Origin of the sequence: Kushneria indalinina DSM 14324, from assembly GCF_003385845.1 — a bacterium.
In the GTDB taxonomy this organism is placed as follows: Bacteria; Pseudomonadota; Gammaproteobacteria; order Pseudomonadales; family Halomonadaceae; genus Kushneria; species Kushneria indalinina.
Map to the genome: position 1 here is coordinate 207,243 of NZ_QRDJ01000009.1, position 14,461 is coordinate 221,703.

The 14,461-nt window shown below is 64.4% G+C and carries 14 protein-coding genes and 1 other RNA gene; 7 read left to right on the plus strand and 8 right to left on the minus strand.

The features are described 5' to 3' along the window. Positions 1-5 precede the first annotated feature (5 nt). Positions 6-317 (plus strand): hypothetical protein, encoded by a 312-nt coding sequence (locus tag C8D72_RS15295; protein ID WP_147301552.1) that lies wholly within the window; start codon positions 6-8, stop codon positions 315-317. Between the two features lie 96 nt (positions 318-413). On the opposite strand, the gene C8D72_RS15300 is transcribed toward C8D72_RS15295, so the two are convergent. The 4 genes from C8D72_RS15300 to C8D72_RS15315 form a co-directional block, all read right to left on the minus strand. Next, on the minus strand, positions 414-1,655 hold the full coding sequence (locus tag C8D72_RS15300) for a UbiH/UbiF/VisC/COQ6 family ubiquinone biosynthesis hydroxylase (RefSeq protein WP_115855317.1): 1,242 nt from the start codon (positions 1,653-1,655) through the stop codon (positions 414-416). Positions 1,656-1,696: 41 nt separating this feature from the next. Beyond that, complete coding sequence (gene ubiH, locus C8D72_RS15305; RefSeq protein ID WP_115855318.1) at positions 1,697-2,893, minus strand: 2-octaprenyl-6-methoxyphenyl hydroxylase; 1,197 nt, start codon at positions 2,891-2,893, stop codon at positions 1,697-1,699. After that, positions 2,890-4,233 carry a Xaa-Pro aminopeptidase gene (pepP, locus tag C8D72_RS15310; RefSeq protein ID WP_245955290.1) on the minus strand — a complete coding sequence of 448 codons (1,344 nt, stop codon included), beginning with the start codon at positions 4,231-4,233 and terminating at the stop codon, positions 2,890-2,892. The genes ubiH and pepP overlap by 4 nt, the downstream gene beginning before the upstream one ends. A gap of 72 nt (positions 4,234-4,305) precedes the next feature. Beyond that, positions 4,306-4,935: a UPF0149 family protein gene (locus C8D72_RS15315; protein WP_115855319.1), complete on the minus strand. Its 630-nt coding sequence runs from the start codon at positions 4,933-4,935 to the stop codon at positions 4,306-4,308. Between the two features lie 213 nt (positions 4,936-5,148). On the opposite strand from C8D72_RS15315, the gene C8D72_RS15320 reads away from it, so the two are divergent. The 3 genes from C8D72_RS15320 to C8D72_RS15330 all read left to right on the plus strand — a co-directional run bounded on the left by C8D72_RS15320 (position 5,149) and on the right by C8D72_RS15330 (position 6,458). Continuing rightward, positions 5,149-5,448, plus strand: coding sequence for a cell division protein ZapA (locus C8D72_RS15320; RefSeq protein WP_115855431.1), 300 nt, complete (start codon positions 5,149-5,151; stop codon positions 5,446-5,448). A gap of 67 nt (positions 5,449-5,515) precedes the next feature. Further along, a non-coding RNA gene (gene ssrS, locus C8D72_RS15325) (6S RNA) lies at positions 5,516-5,697 on the plus strand. 131 nt (positions 5,698-5,828) lie between these two features. Next, positions 5,829-6,458, plus strand: coding sequence for a 5-formyltetrahydrofolate cyclo-ligase (locus tag C8D72_RS15330; RefSeq protein ID WP_115855320.1), 630 nt, complete (start codon positions 5,829-5,831; stop codon positions 6,456-6,458). A gap of 419 nt (positions 6,459-6,877) precedes the next feature. On the opposite strand, the gene ilvA is transcribed toward C8D72_RS15330, so the two are convergent. Continuing rightward, positions 6,878-8,431 (minus strand): threonine ammonia-lyase, biosynthetic, encoded by a 1,554-nt coding sequence (gene ilvA / locus C8D72_RS15335; protein WP_281271631.1) that lies wholly within the window; start codon positions 8,429-8,431, stop codon positions 6,878-6,880. 155 nt (positions 8,432-8,586) lie between these two features. On the opposite strand from ilvA, the gene rpiA reads away from it, so the two are divergent. Both rpiA and C8D72_RS15345 read left to right on the plus strand, forming a co-directional pair. Beyond that, positions 8,587-9,273, plus strand: a complete 687-nt coding sequence (gene rpiA, locus C8D72_RS15340) for a ribose-5-phosphate isomerase RpiA (protein ID WP_115855322.1) — start codon at positions 8,587-8,589, stop codon at positions 9,271-9,273. Positions 9,274-9,534: 261 nt separating this feature from the next. Then, positions 9,535-9,864 (plus strand): hypothetical protein, encoded by a 330-nt coding sequence (locus C8D72_RS15345; protein ID WP_115855323.1) that lies wholly within the window; start codon positions 9,535-9,537, stop codon positions 9,862-9,864. A gap of 8 nt (positions 9,865-9,872) precedes the next feature. Here the strand turns inward: C8D72_RS15345 and waaA are convergent, their stop codons facing one another. From waaA to C8D72_RS15360, 3 genes are read right to left on the minus strand one after another with little or no spacing between them, the layout of a single operon-like run. Next, entirely contained in the window at positions 9,873-11,183 is a 1,311-nt protein-coding gene (gene waaA, locus C8D72_RS15350; protein WP_115855324.1) for a lipid IV(A) 3-deoxy-D-manno-octulosonic acid transferase, read from the minus strand. Positions 11,184-11,191: 8 nt separating this feature from the next. Beyond that, positions 11,192-12,646 (minus strand): bifunctional D-glycero-beta-D-manno-heptose-7-phosphate kinase/D-glycero-beta-D-manno-heptose 1-phosphate adenylyltransferase HldE, encoded by a 1,455-nt coding sequence (gene hldE / locus C8D72_RS15355; RefSeq protein WP_115855325.1) that lies wholly within the window; start codon positions 12,644-12,646, stop codon positions 11,192-11,194. After that, positions 12,636-13,739 carry a glycosyltransferase family 9 protein gene (locus C8D72_RS15360; RefSeq protein WP_115855326.1) on the minus strand — a complete coding sequence of 368 codons (1,104 nt, stop codon included), beginning with the start codon at positions 13,737-13,739 and terminating at the stop codon, positions 12,636-12,638. The genes hldE and C8D72_RS15360 overlap by 11 nt, the downstream gene beginning before the upstream one ends. Between C8D72_RS15360 and C8D72_RS15365 the strand changes: the two genes are divergently transcribed. Next, positions 13,738-14,460 (plus strand): 3-deoxy-D-manno-octulosonic acid kinase, encoded by a 723-nt coding sequence (locus C8D72_RS15365; protein ID WP_115855327.1) that lies wholly within the window; start codon positions 13,738-13,740, stop codon positions 14,458-14,460. The two genes, C8D72_RS15360 and C8D72_RS15365, sit on opposite strands and share 2 nt — an antisense overlap. Position 14,461: the final 1 nt, after the last annotated feature.

A 14,461-nucleotide genomic window follows, 5' to 3' on the forward strand; every position in this document is an offset into this window, starting at 1 on the left:
TACACATGAAGAAAGGATTGACGATGGGCGCGCTGGCCGCTGCCGTAATGCTGGCAGCAGGCTGTTCCTCCTCCGGCGGCGCGCCTGAAAACAGCGGCGCCTCGCAAAGCGGTATGTCCCAGGGTGGCCAGGCCAGCCAGGGCAACATGTCACAAAGTGGTGGTGCTTCGCGCCCCGGCAGCGAAATGTCGACACAGCCGGGCGCCAGCGAAACCCCGACGGGCACCAGCCACGGCAGCCCGACGGAGGAATCTCCGGGCGGTGGTATCGACAGCAACAACGACACCATGCCCAGCAATACCCAGTCCAATATGTAACGTATTGTCGACAGGTAAACAAAAGGCCCGCCAATTGGCGGGCCTTTTTTGTTTCACATGAAACATGCGGCTCGACGGGCAGCCGTTACCACGTCCTCAAACCGTCGGCGCGCGCATGCTGTCGGGCAGATCGTGGCGCTGTCCCATTGCCTGCTCGATCAAAAGACGTCGCGCCCAGGGCCAGCGACCGGTCGCGGTCAGCCCCTGATTGCGCAGCACGCGCACCAGCGGCCAGGAGGTGCCAAAGCCAATACGAAAGGCATCCATGGTCATCAGCATGACCGTATTGTCACCGCGGCGACGGCGCGCATAGCGCGACAGGATGCGCACATCCGCCACCGGCGCACCGCGTCGTCCGGCGCGCCCCAGCTCCTCGGCCAGCACCGCGGCATCCATCAGCCCCAGGTTGACCCCCTGCCCGGCCAGCGGATGAATGTTGTGCGCTGCATCGCCCACCAGCGCCACGCTGTCATCGACGTAGCGTCTGGCGTGGCGCTGCACCAGGGGAAAATCGTGACGCTGGCTGACGCCCTCGATACGGCCCAGCTGATGCTCGAAGCCCCATCCAAGCGCCCGTATGAAGGCGTCATCCGTCATGTCCATCAGCTCATCGGCAAGCACCGTGTCGGCCGACCAGACAATGGAGGAGGTCTTCTGCCGGCCTTCAATGCTCAGGGGCAAAAAGGCCAGCGGCCCGGTCCCCATGAAACGCTGGCGCGCCGTCGCCTCATGATCGCGTTCATGCCATACCGTGGCCACCACGGCACGCTGGCCGGTGGCATATTCACGATGGCCCAACCCGGCAAGTTCACGGATCTGCGAGCGGGCGCCATCGGCCCCGATGACCAGATCGGCGGCCAGAGTGCGCCCGTCCTGAAGCGTGAGACAGCGCCTTTGCTGCTCGGCCTCGGAGAGCGCCGTGACCCGGGCGCGCGGCATGAGCGTCACGTTCTTACACCCGGCTATCGCTTCCAGCAGCGCATCACGGACCACGCCGTTTTCGATGATATGGCCCAGCACCTCACAGCCGACTTCCGCGGCGCTGAAATCGATCCGGCCGGTGCCTTCCCCGTCCCATACGGCCATCCGGCCATAGGGACTGAGACGGCGAGAGGCAATGCCCGGCCAGACGCCCAGGGTGGTCAGAAACTGTCTTGAGGCCGGCGTAATGGCGCTGACGCGCGCATCGATATGCGCAGCCTGCCACCCCGCCTGAAGATCGCCACCGTCCAACAGGGCCACGCTGTGGCCCTGCTGGCCCAGCGCCAGCGCCAGGGTGGCCCCTACCAGCCCGGCGCCAACGATGGCCATGTCAAACTGTGCGGTGTCGAGCTTCATGAAGTACTCCGTTGAACGGTCATTGACGCCACCGGGCCCGTTTAATGACGCGCCAGGCCCATGGCGCGACGAATCAGGGCGCGCTTGAGCGGCGTGGCAAGATTGAAAAGTCCCAGCGCGGCGCCCCGTGCTCCGCCGATGCCGGGCAGTTCCAGACCGAAAAGACGCACCAGCGTGTCGCTGGCCTGCATGATCAGGTCCCGGTCACTCTGACGGCGCTGTTCGAAATCCGCCATGGTCGGCGCCTCGCCCGGCGTGCGGCCGGCCTCGAGCGCCGCCTCGATGGCGGCACTCAGATCCATTACGCCGCGAAGCGCGAGGTTGAACCCCTGGCCGGCCACCGGATGAATCGCATGCGCCGCGTTGCCCAGCACCGCCAGATGCGGCCGGCTCTGCTCGCGGGCGCGCGACATCGACAGCGGGTAGACATGGCGCGTCCCCACGCGCTGAAAGCGGCCCAGCCGCGCTCCCATGTGCGACTGCAGCGCCTGTAGAAAGGCATCATCGCTCAGCGCCAGGGTAGCATCGATCTTTTCCGGCGGGCGCGTCCAGATCAGCGCCATGCGTCGCTGCATCAACGGCAGCAGCGCCATGGCCCCTTCCTGGGTAAAGCGCTCGAACGCCCGGCCCTGATGCTCATGCGTCGTCTCGACGTTGGCGATCAGGGCGTGCTGCTCATAGTCATGACGGTCGGTATCGATCCCCAGCGACGCCTTGAGACCGGAGCGCCCGCCATCGGCCAGCACGGTCAGCCCGGCATGGAGCTCGCAGCCGTTATCCAGCGTCAGTCGATGGCCGCCGACCGCCGGGGCAATGGTCTCGACCCGGGCCGGACAGTGCCAGTCGATCGACATGTGGGAAAGCCGCTCATGGAGCACCTGGCCCAGAAAGGCGTTGGGCAGAACATAGCCCAGTGACGGCGTGCCCACATCCCTGGACGACAGGTGCGTGCGCCCCATCGCACCGCGCTGGCTGACCTCGATGTCATGAATGGGGGCGGCGCGCGTGGCCAGCTCTGACCAGATTCCCAGCGCCTCGAAGTGCGCTCTGGAGCCGTAGGCGATGGCACTGGAGCGCTCGTCGAAGCTCGGCTGGGCACCCGTGGCGCCCAGCTCACTGGCCTCGATCACGGCCACCCTGAGCCGATGACGTTCAATCAGCGGTGCCAGCGCCACGGCCAGGCTGGCACCCACCAGCCCGCCACCGATAATGGCAATGTCTACCGGGGTTTCGCTCATGTCTGTCCCTGTGCCATCAGTGCCTCGATCTCGCGAACCCGTTTGGGCACGCCCTCGGTCAGCACGTCACACCCCTGCGCCGTGACGACCACATTGTCTTCAATGCGAATACCGATGCCGCGCCACTGCTCGGCAATGTCGAGATCATCGGGAATATAGAGCCCGGGCTCGACGGTCAGCACCATGCCGGGGGCCAGCGTCCGCGAGGCGCCCTCCCACTGATAGGCGCCGACATCGTGCACGTCGAGCCCCAGCCAGTGGGAGGTGCCGTGCAGGTAAAAGCGCTTGTAATAGCCCTGTTCGACGGCCGTTTCGACCGGCCCTTCCACCAGCCCCAGCGCCACAAGACCGGCCGTCAGGTCGCGGACAACGCCTTCATGAATGTCCTTGAGCGTGGCACCCGGGCGCACGGCGCGAAGGGCGCGCTGCTGCGCCCCCAGCACGATTTCATAGAGCTGGCGCTGCGGTTCGCTGAAACGCCCGCTGACCGGAAAGGTGCGGGTAATATCACCGGCGTAGAGCGCGTATTCGGCGCCGGCATCGACCAGCACCAGATCACCGGCGGCCATCGCCGCGTCGTTTTCGGTGTAGTGCAGGATACAGGCGTTGGCGCCGCTGCCCACGATGGTGCCATAGGCCGGTGCCCGGGCACCGGCCATGACAAAGGCGTGCTCAAGCGTGGCCTGCAGCTGATACTCGAACATGCCGGGGCGTATGCTCTGCATGGCGCGAACGTGGGCCCGGGCGGTAATCTCGCCGGCATGGCGCATCAGCGCCAGTTCGCCTTCGGATTTGATCAGGCGCTGCTCGTGCAGAATGACGCCGATGTCGGCGTAGGCCGAGGGCGCCGGCGGCCCGCGCCGCGCACGGGCCTTGAGCCCTTCGCGCATCTCGCCTGCCAGTGACAGCGCCCTGTCATTATCCAGCGGCAGATAGAGCGTTTTGCGCCCTTCCAGCAGATCCAGCAGCTGCTCATCGCGCGCCTCCAGCGGCCAGGCCTCATCCACGCCATGGGTCGTGACGGCCCGGCGCGGGCCGACCCGCTTGCCCGTCCAGGTCTCGACCGACGGATCACGCGGCTGACAGAACAGCACGCTCTCACCGGCCTCGCGGCCGGGCAACAGCACCAGCCAGGCGTCCGGCTCGGGGAAACCGCAGAGATAGTGGAAATCGCTGTCCTGGCGAAAGGGGTAGTCACTGTCCTGATTGCGCACCGAAAGCGTGGCGGCCGGGATGAGGATGGCGCTGTCCGGCGCCACCTGGGCCATCAGCCGTTCACGACGCCGTCGATACGCCTCACTCGTGATGGGTGCCGGGGTGCCCTGCTCTGCCTGTGTCACTGTCTTTTCTCCCGTTACCGGCGTCGTCGAGATGTTGTCACCCGCCGCATGACCGGTTCTGGTCGCTGCATGTCAATGGCGCGTCTCGCCGTCGCCCTGGTCGCTCAGGCCTTCTTCCTTCATGCCCTCTTCAAGCGACTGCGCCGGCTTTTCGACGTCCGGCTGCCCCGGATGCTGCTCGACATACAGCATCAGGGCCGTCATGCGAGCGTGCTCGGTCAGGGCAAACAGATCGTTTTCGTTTTCACTGCTCTCCTCGATGTCATCATCAATGCGTGAGAGCTGCTCGATATCGGACACACCTTCCTGAAGCGGCGTTGACCACGTACTGCGCTGATCCCCATCCACTTCGCCGACGACGTCGTGAAAGCCCTGGCACCACAGCGCCAGGGACTGCGCCCGCTCTGACAGCGAGAACAGCTCATCGGGCAACAGCGGTTCGAAACTCATCTCCTGGGCGTCCAGGCGCTCCTTGGCAAGCTTGCGCCATGCCAGCAGCTGCTCGCCGTCTTCACGGGTGGCGGGCTCTTCCACACCCAGCGCGGCGCAGATCTGGCCCAGCCAGTCCTCGGCGCTGATATCCTCAAGCGCCAGCCGCGCGCACAGATAGCCGTCAAAGAAGGCCGGCGACTGCAGGCTGCCATGGGCAAGGAAAATATCGCTGATGGTGGCGAAATCGAGGGCGTTATCACCGGACGGCATACTGCATCCCTTTACTGACCGTTCCCGTAGCGGGAATCATGAACTCTCGCCCGAGGGCCGCGCGTTGACCGCCCCCGGTCGTCTCTCTATAGTGGTGCTGCAAGCGCAGCGACATGGCCTGCCCGTGAGTTGAACCTCAGGCAGCGGACCATGAATGGCTGCCCACCATCTTAGCGTAACGGCCAGAGATTGGCCCATATCGGAAGTGATGTCATGCCGCAAGGTCCTCGTCAGACCGCCGAAATCACCCTGATGGGTCAGAATTTTGTTGTCAGCTGCGCCCCCGGCGAAGAGCAGGCGCTGCATGAAGCGGCGCGCTATTTTGACCAGGCCATGGCCGGCATCCAGACCCGCGGTCGTACCATCAGCATCGACAAGGTGGCCATGATGGCGGGCCTCAACATTACCCATGAACTGCGCGATGAAACCCGACGCCGTCAGGAGCTTGAAGAAAAGCTTGCCGGACTCGACGAGCGCCTGCAAAAGGCGCTTGAGCGCAACCGCACCTCCTGATCGAATTCTGTCATCCGCCCGGATGACAGGGTAGCGCAGCCCCCCGGCATATCTGTTAGAATTGACGCGTTCTCTGGGGTGTTCGCCAGTTGTTATAGTCCCTCGAGCCTATGCGCAGTACCCAGGGGACCACTATAAGTGGGCCTGTGTGCATGTCCGCGCGACGGAAAGCCTGATGGCCCACTTGCGGTCACCCACCTTGAACCAGTAGGTTCAGGGCCAGAACAACAGCGGCATTCTGGAGAACCCTCATGTCAGTGCGCTGCGCACTCCCCGCGGACCAACCGCGTCTTCGCAGACCCGGCGCCCTTTCGCAGCGCACCCCTCGCCCCCGGCGACGTTTTTCACACCCCCGACTACCCCGTCAGGCATCCTCGGACATGGCGCCGCTGCCTGCCTCCGATGACCGTCGTCAGCTGCGACGCACGCTGCGCAGGCGCCGACGCCTGCTGGATGAGCGCGCCCAGCGTCTGGCATCGATGTCGCTGGCACGCCAGCTGATGCAGCTGGCACCGCTGCGCCGGGCACGTCACGTGGCACTCTATCTGCCGGAAAACGGCGAAATCGACCCGACACCGCTGGTGGACTGGCTGCATCAACGCGGCACGCGCGTCTATCTGCCAGTATTGCGACCGCTGGTGGAAAACCGTTTGTGGTTTGTCCACTGGCGCCCGGATACCCGGATGGTGCTCAATCGCTTCAGGATTACGGAGCCCGATCTGCGCCAGAGCGGCGAGCGTATTCGCCGCCTCGCGCCCTGGGCGCTGGATGTCGTGTTGATGCCGCTGGTGGGCTTTGACGAACAGGGGCATCGCCTGGGCATGGGCGGCGGCTTCTACGACCGCACTCTCGCCTTCGCCTCCAGGGAACATGGCCCGCGCCCGACCCTGATCGGCGTGGCGCACCACTGTCAGCAGGTCGAGCGCCTGCCGCACCAGCCCTGGGACGTGAACCTCGACATGATCGTCAGCGACCAGAAGGTGCTGCGGCCGGCCAATGCCAGCCCCTGAGAGCCTTGTCGCGCACGCCGGTATTGCCATAAAAATGGCCATAAAAAAACGCATCCCTCGGGATGCGTTTTTTATACCTTCCTGTGGCCCCGGCCTCGCGCCCGACGCCTTTATTGCGTGAACCGTGGGTCTGACTCCGATCACTGCACGGCTAATACCCCATGACGCTCTGGGCGTAGCCCGTGGCGACAACACCAAAACCGAGAATGACTACCAGGGTAAAGACCAGATCGGGTTTACGTCTCATTACTGCTCCGTCACAACAGAAGAACGCACGAGGGAACGACACGGGAAGGTCGCAGCGGCGCCATCATAGTGGCACCGCCGGATCAGCACAATATTGCGTGGGGCAACATTACATACCGTTGCATTCCCGCCCACTGTCGCGTGTGACATCACGTTTCCGGGGACGTTGCGTTTCAGGACACAAACAGCCGATAGGCCGGGTTATCGGTTTCATGCCAGTAGCGATAGCCGATCTCATCGAGACGCTGCTCGAGGGTGGCGCAGTCGGCCTCCGGCACCTGCATGCCGATCAGTACCCGACCGTAGGCGGCGCCGTGATTGCGATAGTGAAACAGGGAGATGTTCCAGCCTTCGGGCAGATGGTTGAGGAAATTCATCAGCGCCCCCGGGCGTTCCGGAAACTCGAAACGATAGAGCCGCTCGCTGAAGGGCTCCTGCGGTCGACCGCCGCCGAGATGACGAATGTGCAGCTTGGCCAGCTCGTTATCGGTCAGATCCTCGACGCTGTAGCCGGCCGATTCGAGCTTTCGGGCCACGTCCAGACGATCCTCACCGCCGGGCTGCACCTGCACGCCCACGAAGATATGCGCCTGCCGGGCATCGGCGTAGCGATAGTTGAACTCGGTCACCATGCGCCGGCCCAGGGCCTTGCAGAACGCCTTGAAGCTGCCGGGACGCTCGGGGATGGTGACGGCGAAAATCGCCTCGCGCTGCTCGCCCAGCTCGGTACGCTCGGCAATGTGCTGCAGCCGATCAAAGTTGAGATTGGCGCCCGAGTTGATGGCGATCAGCGTCTTGTCGCGCACCCCGTCCCGCTGGGCATATTTCTTGAGCCCGGCCAGCGACAGCGCCCCGGAGGTCTCCGACACCGCGCGGGTATCCTCGAAGATGTCCTTGACCGCCGCGCACATCTCATCGGTATTGACGGTGATCACTTCATCGACGTGATGACGCAGGATCTCGAACGGCGCCTCGCCGATCTGGGACACGGCCACGCCCTCGGCGAACAGCCCGACCTGATCCAGCGTCACCCGCTCGCCGGCCTCAAGGGCCGCCTTGAGACAGGCCGCATCCTCGGGCTCGACCCCGATCACCCGAATGTCCGGGCGCAGATACTTGATGTAGGCCGCCATGCCCGCCAGCAGACCGCCGCCGCCGACCGGCACGAAAACGGCATCGATCGGCCCCTGGTGCTGTCGCAGGATCTCCATGGCCACCGTGCCCTGACCGGCAATCACGTCCGGATGATCAAAGGGCGGAATCCAGGCGTAGCCGTGCTCCTCCATCAGGGTTTTGGCATGGGTCAGCGCATCATTGAAGGCATCGCCCTTGAGCACCACCTTCGCGCCCCGGGCACGTACGGCGGCCACCTTGATCTCGGGCGTAATGCGCGGCATGACGATGGTGGCGTGAATGCCCATGCGTTTGGCAGCCAGCGACACGCCCTGGGCATGGTTGCCCGCCGAGGCGGTAATCACGCCCTTGGCGCGCTGTTCTGCATTCAGCTGCGCCATGCAGTTATAGGCGCCGCGAATCTTGAAGGAGTAGACCGGCTGCAGATCCTCGCGCTTGAGGAGAATGTGATTGTCAAAGCGCCGGGACAACTGCGGCATGTCGGAAAGGGGCGTTTCAACAGCCGCTTCATACACGCGGGCCTGAAGGATTCTTTTGGCGTAGGCTTCCAGCATTCTCATATCCTGGGCAGTGACTTGAAGGCGGCGCTGCAGGACACTGGGTTACATGACACGCGCGCCTGATGTTTCACGTGAAACATGCCGGCTGCGAGGCGGGAACAGCACATGCAACGATCGACAGTGCCCACTGTAATGGCCATGATACGCTTGATGGGCCGCTGTAGAACATCATCAGATTCGGAGACACCATGACATCCCAGGACCAGTCAGAGCTCAAGAAGGCAGTGGCACAGGCAGCCGTCAGGGAAATACGGCCGAAGCTGGCCCGTGATACCGTGCTGGGGGTGGGGTCGGGCTCGACCGTCAACCTATTCATCGAGGCCCTGGCACCGCTGCGTGACGAGTTCGCCGGCGCCGTGGCAAGCTCGACCGAGACCGAGCGCCGGCTGAAGGCAATTGGCATCGAGGTGCTCGATCTCAATCAGACCGGCACGCTGAGCGTTTATGTCGATGGGGCCGACGAAATTGATGGCGATTTTGCCATGATCAAGGGCGGTGGTGCGGCGCTGACACGGGAAAAGATCGTGGCGGCCTGTGCCTCGCAGTTTATCTGCATTGCCGACGGCTCCAAGTACGTCCGCCAGCTGGGCGGCTTTCCGCTGCCCATCGAGGTGATCCCCATGGCGCGCTCCTACGTCGCCCGTCAGATGGTCGCGCTGGGCTTCAGTCCCGTCTATCGCCAGGGAGTGGTGACCGACAACGGCAACCAGATCATCGATCTCTATGACCAGCTCATCGATAACGCCGGGGATCTGGAAACGCGTATCAATCAGATCGCAGGTGTTGTCACCAACGGCCTGTTCGCCCATCGCGGTGCTGACCTTTTGCTGCTGGGCACCAGTGATGGCGTTCAACGCCTGACGCTTTCGCGCTGATCCTCTGGCCCGCCGTGAGTTACCGGTAGCTCACGGTTTATTGCCATCGAGCAATATTTGGTCACATTTTAGCTGCAGAACATTACCCTCCTTTCTCACTATTATCTGCGCGCCACGGCTACTCTGCATCAATAAAGGGCTGTCAGGGCTGCCTGTGTTCCCGACTGATCGAACCTTCATTGACGTGCCATGACCGTACTGACCATCTGGGCCCATCGGGTGTCTCATCTTGCACTTGTAAGGATAAAAGGAGGGATCAGCATGCAACACGGCAGTGGTCTTTCAGCGCGATCGCACGCGCCGGCCTCTCTGCATCAGCTGCGCAGCGCGCTGCTGAATGCCCATGACGCCTTGGGCATCGAAGGGGTACGTGTCCGGGGGGCGGACCACTCCCTGTATTTCGAGCTGGCCCACAGCGAAACGGTCAGGCCGTTGATGAGCGTCTGGTTCAACGTGGAGCGCCATCAGTACACCCTGATGTGTCGCACCACCATTATTGATCCCCGCCGCCCCATGAGCGACATCCGTGCCCGCCTGGCCGAATATCTCAATCACCATGCGTACCAGCACGGCTGGCGCCAGGCCTCATGACAACAGCACTAGCGCCCGCTGCCCGGCTGCCGGTCGTCTGCCAGCGGCCAGGGTTCGTGCAGCTCACGGGCTCGAATCAGACGTCCCAGATAGTCCCGGGTATGCCCCAGCGCGCCGCGGTTGGCGTCCACCACTGCCCGGGCATTGCGCCCCAGCGTCTCCCGTCGCGTCTCATCAAGCATCAGTGACACCAGCGTTTCGCCCAGCATCGCGGCGCTTTCCACCTCGACCCGGGCATGGGCCTCATCCAGGGTCGTGACCACATCGCCCAGACTCGACAGCGAAGGACCGCTGACCACCGGCAGACCCAGGGCCGCCGGCTCCAGCAGATTGTGCCCGCCGATATCCACCAGCGAACCGCCCACAAAGGCAACATCGCCGGTGGCGTACAGCATCATCAGCTCGCCCATGGTGTCGCCCAGATACACCTGCGTCCCCGGCGCGATGCTGGCCTCCTCGCTGCGCCGCACGACCGACATGCCCCGCTCGAGACAGAGCTCGGCGACCTCGCCAAAGCGCTGGGGGTGGCGCGGCACCATCATCAGCAGGGCATCGGGGAAACGGGCCAGCAGCCGCACATGCGCCTGGAGAAGCTGCGTCTCCTCGCCTTCGTGGGTCGACCCTGCCACCCACACCGGACGATCGCCGATCACCTCGCGCAGCGCATCGGCGGCATCGAAGACGGCCTCATCGATGTGCTGGTCATACTTGAGCGCGCCCGTCACGTTGAGACGCCGGGCCGATACGCCAAGCGTTCGAAAGCGCTTGGCATCCTCGGCGGATTTGGCACCCACCCAGGCCAGCCGGCGAATCGCCTCGCCCATCAGCTTCGGAAACCGCTGATAGCGGGCAAAGCCGCGTTCGGTAATGCGGGCGTTGACGATGGTGACCGGCACACCGGCCATCGCGCAGGCGTGGATCAGGTTGGGCCAGATCTCGGTTTCGACGATGATGGCAATTTCAGGGTCGAGACGGGCCACGAAGCGTCGGGTAGCGCCGGGAAAATCCAGCGCCACAAAATGGTGGGTGACCAGATCCCCAAACAGCGTCTGCACCTGGCGCGCGCCGGTGGCGGTCATGGTGGTCACGATCACCCGGTGGTCGGGATAGTCATCGATCAGCGAGCGGATCAGCGGCCGGGCGGTGATCACCTCGCCCACGGAAGCCGCATGCACCCACAGCACGCGCTCGTCGTGATAGGCCGGAATGCGCCCCAGACGCTCCCCGCGGGGATGGTCGTCAAGGCGCTCGCGGCGCAGACGACGCCAGATCAGCGGCGACAGCGCATACAAAAGCGCAGAATAGAGACGTCGTCCCACGGGGCGATCTACTCCTGTTCGCTGTGGCGACTGGTGCGCGAGACGATCGCGCGGATGGTGCCGGTGGTGGACAGGCCTTCCTCAAAGCCCAGCACCCGCACCTCGCCGCCGTTGGCCATGACGGCCTCACCACCGGCAATCTCCTCGATGCGATAGTCACCGCCCTTGACCAGCACATCCGGCAGCACGCGTTCGATCAGCTCGGCCGGCGTGTCCTCGCCAAAGGCCACCACCCAGTCCACGGCGCGCAGTCCGGCCAGCACCGCCATGCGATGCTCAAGCGGCGTGACCGGGCGCCCCTCGCCCTTGAGCCGGGTAACCGAGGCATCGTCATTGACCGCCACGATCAGCCGATCGCCCTGGGCGCGGGCCTGCTCGAGATAGCTGACGTGTCCGGCATGGAGCAGATCGAAGCAGCCGTTGGTCATGACCACGCGCTCACCGCGCACCTGGGCGCCACGTACAGCCGCCGTCAGCGTGTCGGCATCGATCACGCCGTGCCCGACCGCCACGCCGTGATCGGCGCTCAGCGCCGCCTCGATCTCTGCCACCGACACCGTGGCGGTGCCGGGCTTGGCCACCACCAGTCCGGCCGCCAGATTGGCCAGCGCCATGGCATCCGGCAGACTCTGCCCGGCCGCCAGCGCCAGGCCAAGCACGCCGATCACCGTGTCCCCAGCGCCGGTCACGTCGAAGACCTCCTGGGCCCGGGTCGGCAGATGCAGCGGCGGCTGGTGTTCACGTATCAGTGTCATGCCGCGCTCGCTGCGGGTGATCAACAGCGCCTCAAGGTCGAGTTCGGCGCGCAGCGCCTCCCCGCGCGAGGTCAGCTCCTCCTCACTGTGGCAGCGCCCCACCACGGTCTCGAACTCGCTGAGGTTGGGGGTGATGATGCTCGCCCCCCGGTAGCGGTGAAAATCGCTGCCCTTGGGATCGATCAAGACCCGCTTGCCGGCCTGCCGACCGGCCTCGATCAGCGCCTGCACCCGGGCCAGCGTCCCCTTACCGTAGTCCGACAGGATCATCAGGTCAGTATCATTCAGCGCCGTCTCGACCTGCTTCATCAACTCATCGGTTTCGACGCCCTCCAGCGACGACTCGAAATCCAGTCGGATCAGCTGCTGATTGCGGCTCATTACGCGCAGCTTGGTGATGGTGGGAATCTCGGCGCTGCGCTGAAAGCGCGAGGCGATCCCGGCCCGGGCCAGCAGATCGTCCAGAATGGCGGCATTGCCATCGCAGCCGATCAGCCCGGAGAGCGTCACCTGCGCGTCCAGCGCAGCAATGTTGAGCGCCACGTTGGCCGCCCCGCCCGGGCGGTCCTCGCTGTCATCGACGCGTACCACCGGCACCGGCGCCTCGGGCGAGATGCGCGAGGTGGGCCCGTGCCAGTAGCGATCCAGCATCACATCACCGACCACCATGACCCGGGCATGGCCGAGCATTGCGGGATCAAACATCATGGGACTCACTCCCGGCGGCCTTGTCATGACCGGCGGTCAGCGCCAGCAAAGCGTCGAGCCGATTGATGACATCATCAAAGGTAATCAGTGACATCGCATCCTCATGGCGTACGCGGGTGCCCCAGACGATCTCGTCCGGTGACTTGTGCAGATAGGTGGCCACGGCATCGGGATAGCGGTTGACGACGTGTTCGCGCCAGCACCAGGGGGCGGCGCGCTCGGGATTGGTGGTAGCAAAAAGCCCCAGCACCGGCGTGTTCATGGCATTGGCCATGTGCACCGGCCCGGAATCGGGCGCGATCACCATGCGCGCCTGATCGATCACGGCCAAAAGCCCCTTGAGCGAGGTGCGTCCCAGCAGATTGACCGGCTCGGCCTCACTGACGCCGGCGGCGATGCGCTCGCACATTTCGAGCTCCTGCGCGCTGGTGCCACCGGTCAAAAAGGTGGTCAAGCCATGTCGGCGCCAGGCGTGATCGATCACGGCGGCGTAGCCTTCGGCCGACCAGTTGCGAAAGTTGCGCAGCCTGGGGCTGGCGCACGGGCTGATCACCAGCGCCGGCCGGCCGTCAAGAAACCCTCGGGCCTCCTCATGGGCCGCCTCAGACAGCGGGATATCCCACTCGAGGCGATCATCGCTCACGTTCAGCTCACGGGCAAAGTCCATGAACGACTCGAGCACGTGCGCCTTCGAATGGGGCGTAAGCTGGCGGTTGGTAAACCAGGTCTGCCAGTCCTTGGCGCGGGCGCGGTCATAGCCCATGCGCACGCCGGCCTTCAAACCCAGCGAGAGAAGGCTGGCGCGAATGGATTGCTGCATGTGCAGCAGCACGTCAAAGCGGGTATCGCGCAGCTCGCGCCAGAGTCTGCGCATGCCGGCAAGCCCGGTGGCCTTGTCATAGACCATGAACTCGACCCCGGAGAGGCCGGCCAGTAAACTGTGCTCCGCCCGGCCGATGATCCAGGTGATCCGGGCCTCGGGCCACTGGCGCTGCAACGCCCGAACGGTCGGTACGAGATTGCAGACATCGCCGAGTGCGGATAACCGCAATACACAGATATGCGCGGGTTGCGCGGGCAAAGGATGCTTCATGCGGATGATTACGTCCCGAAAAGCGAATGCGCACATTCTATATGATGCTCAAACGGCCCCACAAACCGGCCAGCCAACGCTTGCGCCCGAACACTTCACCGCCGAGTGGTGGCGCTCGCGCGAGGCCATCGTCGGTCAGGCCGCCGGGCGCGGTGAAAGCCTGTTCGTACACGCCGGTGATCAGACGTGGGTGCTGCGTCACTATCGCCGCGGCGGTCTTGTTGCGCGCCTGAGCGCCGAGCATTATGTCTGGACAGGCGTGGAGCGCAACCGCGCCTTTCGCGAATGCCGCCTGCTGGCCACCCTTCATGAGCGCGGGCTACCGGTGCCGGAACCGATCGGCGCCTGCGTCTGGCGGGCCGGCATGGTCTATCAGGCCGCGCTCATTACCCGACGCATCGACGGGGCACGGCCGCTGGCCTCGCTGGTTCAGGATACCGACGCCGCCACCCGGCATGAGGCCCTGCTGAACGCGTGTGGCCGCATGATCCGCCGCTTTCATGACGAAGGTCTTGACCACGTCGATCTCAATGCCCGCAACCTCCTGATCGATGACCGGGACACGCCCTGGCTGATCGATCTGGATCGCTGCCGGCTGTGTGCCACAGGGCGTTGGCAGGCCGACAATCTTGCACGTCTTGAACGTTCTCTGGAAAAGTTCGCCCCCGGTCAGGCCGCAACGCTTATGGCCTCCATCAACCACGGATATCAATCGAGTTAGA

What these genes read in the sequence shown, in the direction of transcription:
- C8D72_RS15295 (WP_147301552.1), top strand. Translation starts at nt 6, where the DNA reads ATGAAGAAAGGATTGACGATGGGCGCGCTGGCCGCTGCCGTAATGCTG.
- C8D72_RS15300 (WP_115855317.1), bottom strand. Translation starts at nt 1,655, where the DNA reads ATGAAGCTCGACACCGCACAGTTTGACATGGCCATCGTTGGCGCCGGG.
- ubiH (WP_115855318.1), bottom strand. Translation starts at nt 2,893, where the DNA reads ATGAGCGAAACCCCGGTAGACATTGCCATTATCGGTGGCGGGCTGGTG.
- C8D72_RS15315 (WP_115855319.1), bottom strand. Translation starts at nt 4,935, where the DNA reads ATGCCGTCCGGTGATAACGCCCTCGATTTCGCCACCATCAGCGATATT.
- C8D72_RS15320 (WP_115855431.1), top strand. Translation starts at nt 5,149, where the DNA reads ATGCCGCAAGGTCCTCGTCAGACCGCCGAAATCACCCTGATGGGTCAG.
- C8D72_RS15330 (WP_115855320.1), top strand. Translation starts at nt 5,829, where the DNA reads ATGGCGCCGCTGCCTGCCTCCGATGACCGTCGTCAGCTGCGACGCACG.
- rpiA (WP_115855322.1), top strand. Translation starts at nt 8,587, where the DNA reads ATGACATCCCAGGACCAGTCAGAGCTCAAGAAGGCAGTGGCACAGGCA.
- C8D72_RS15345 (WP_115855323.1), top strand. Translation starts at nt 9,535, where the DNA reads ATGCAACACGGCAGTGGTCTTTCAGCGCGATCGCACGCGCCGGCCTCT.
- hldE (WP_115855325.1), bottom strand. Translation starts at nt 12,646, where the DNA reads ATGATGTTTGATCCCGCAATGCTCGGCCATGCCCGGGTCATGGTGGTC.
- C8D72_RS15365 (WP_115855327.1), top strand. Translation starts at nt 13,738, where the DNA reads ATGCGGATGATTACGTCCCGAAAAGCGAATGCGCACATTCTATATGAT.
- C8D72_RS15360 (WP_115855326.1), bottom strand. Translation starts at nt 13,739, where the DNA reads ATGAAGCATCCTTTGCCCGCGCAACCCGCGCATATCTGTGTATTGCGG.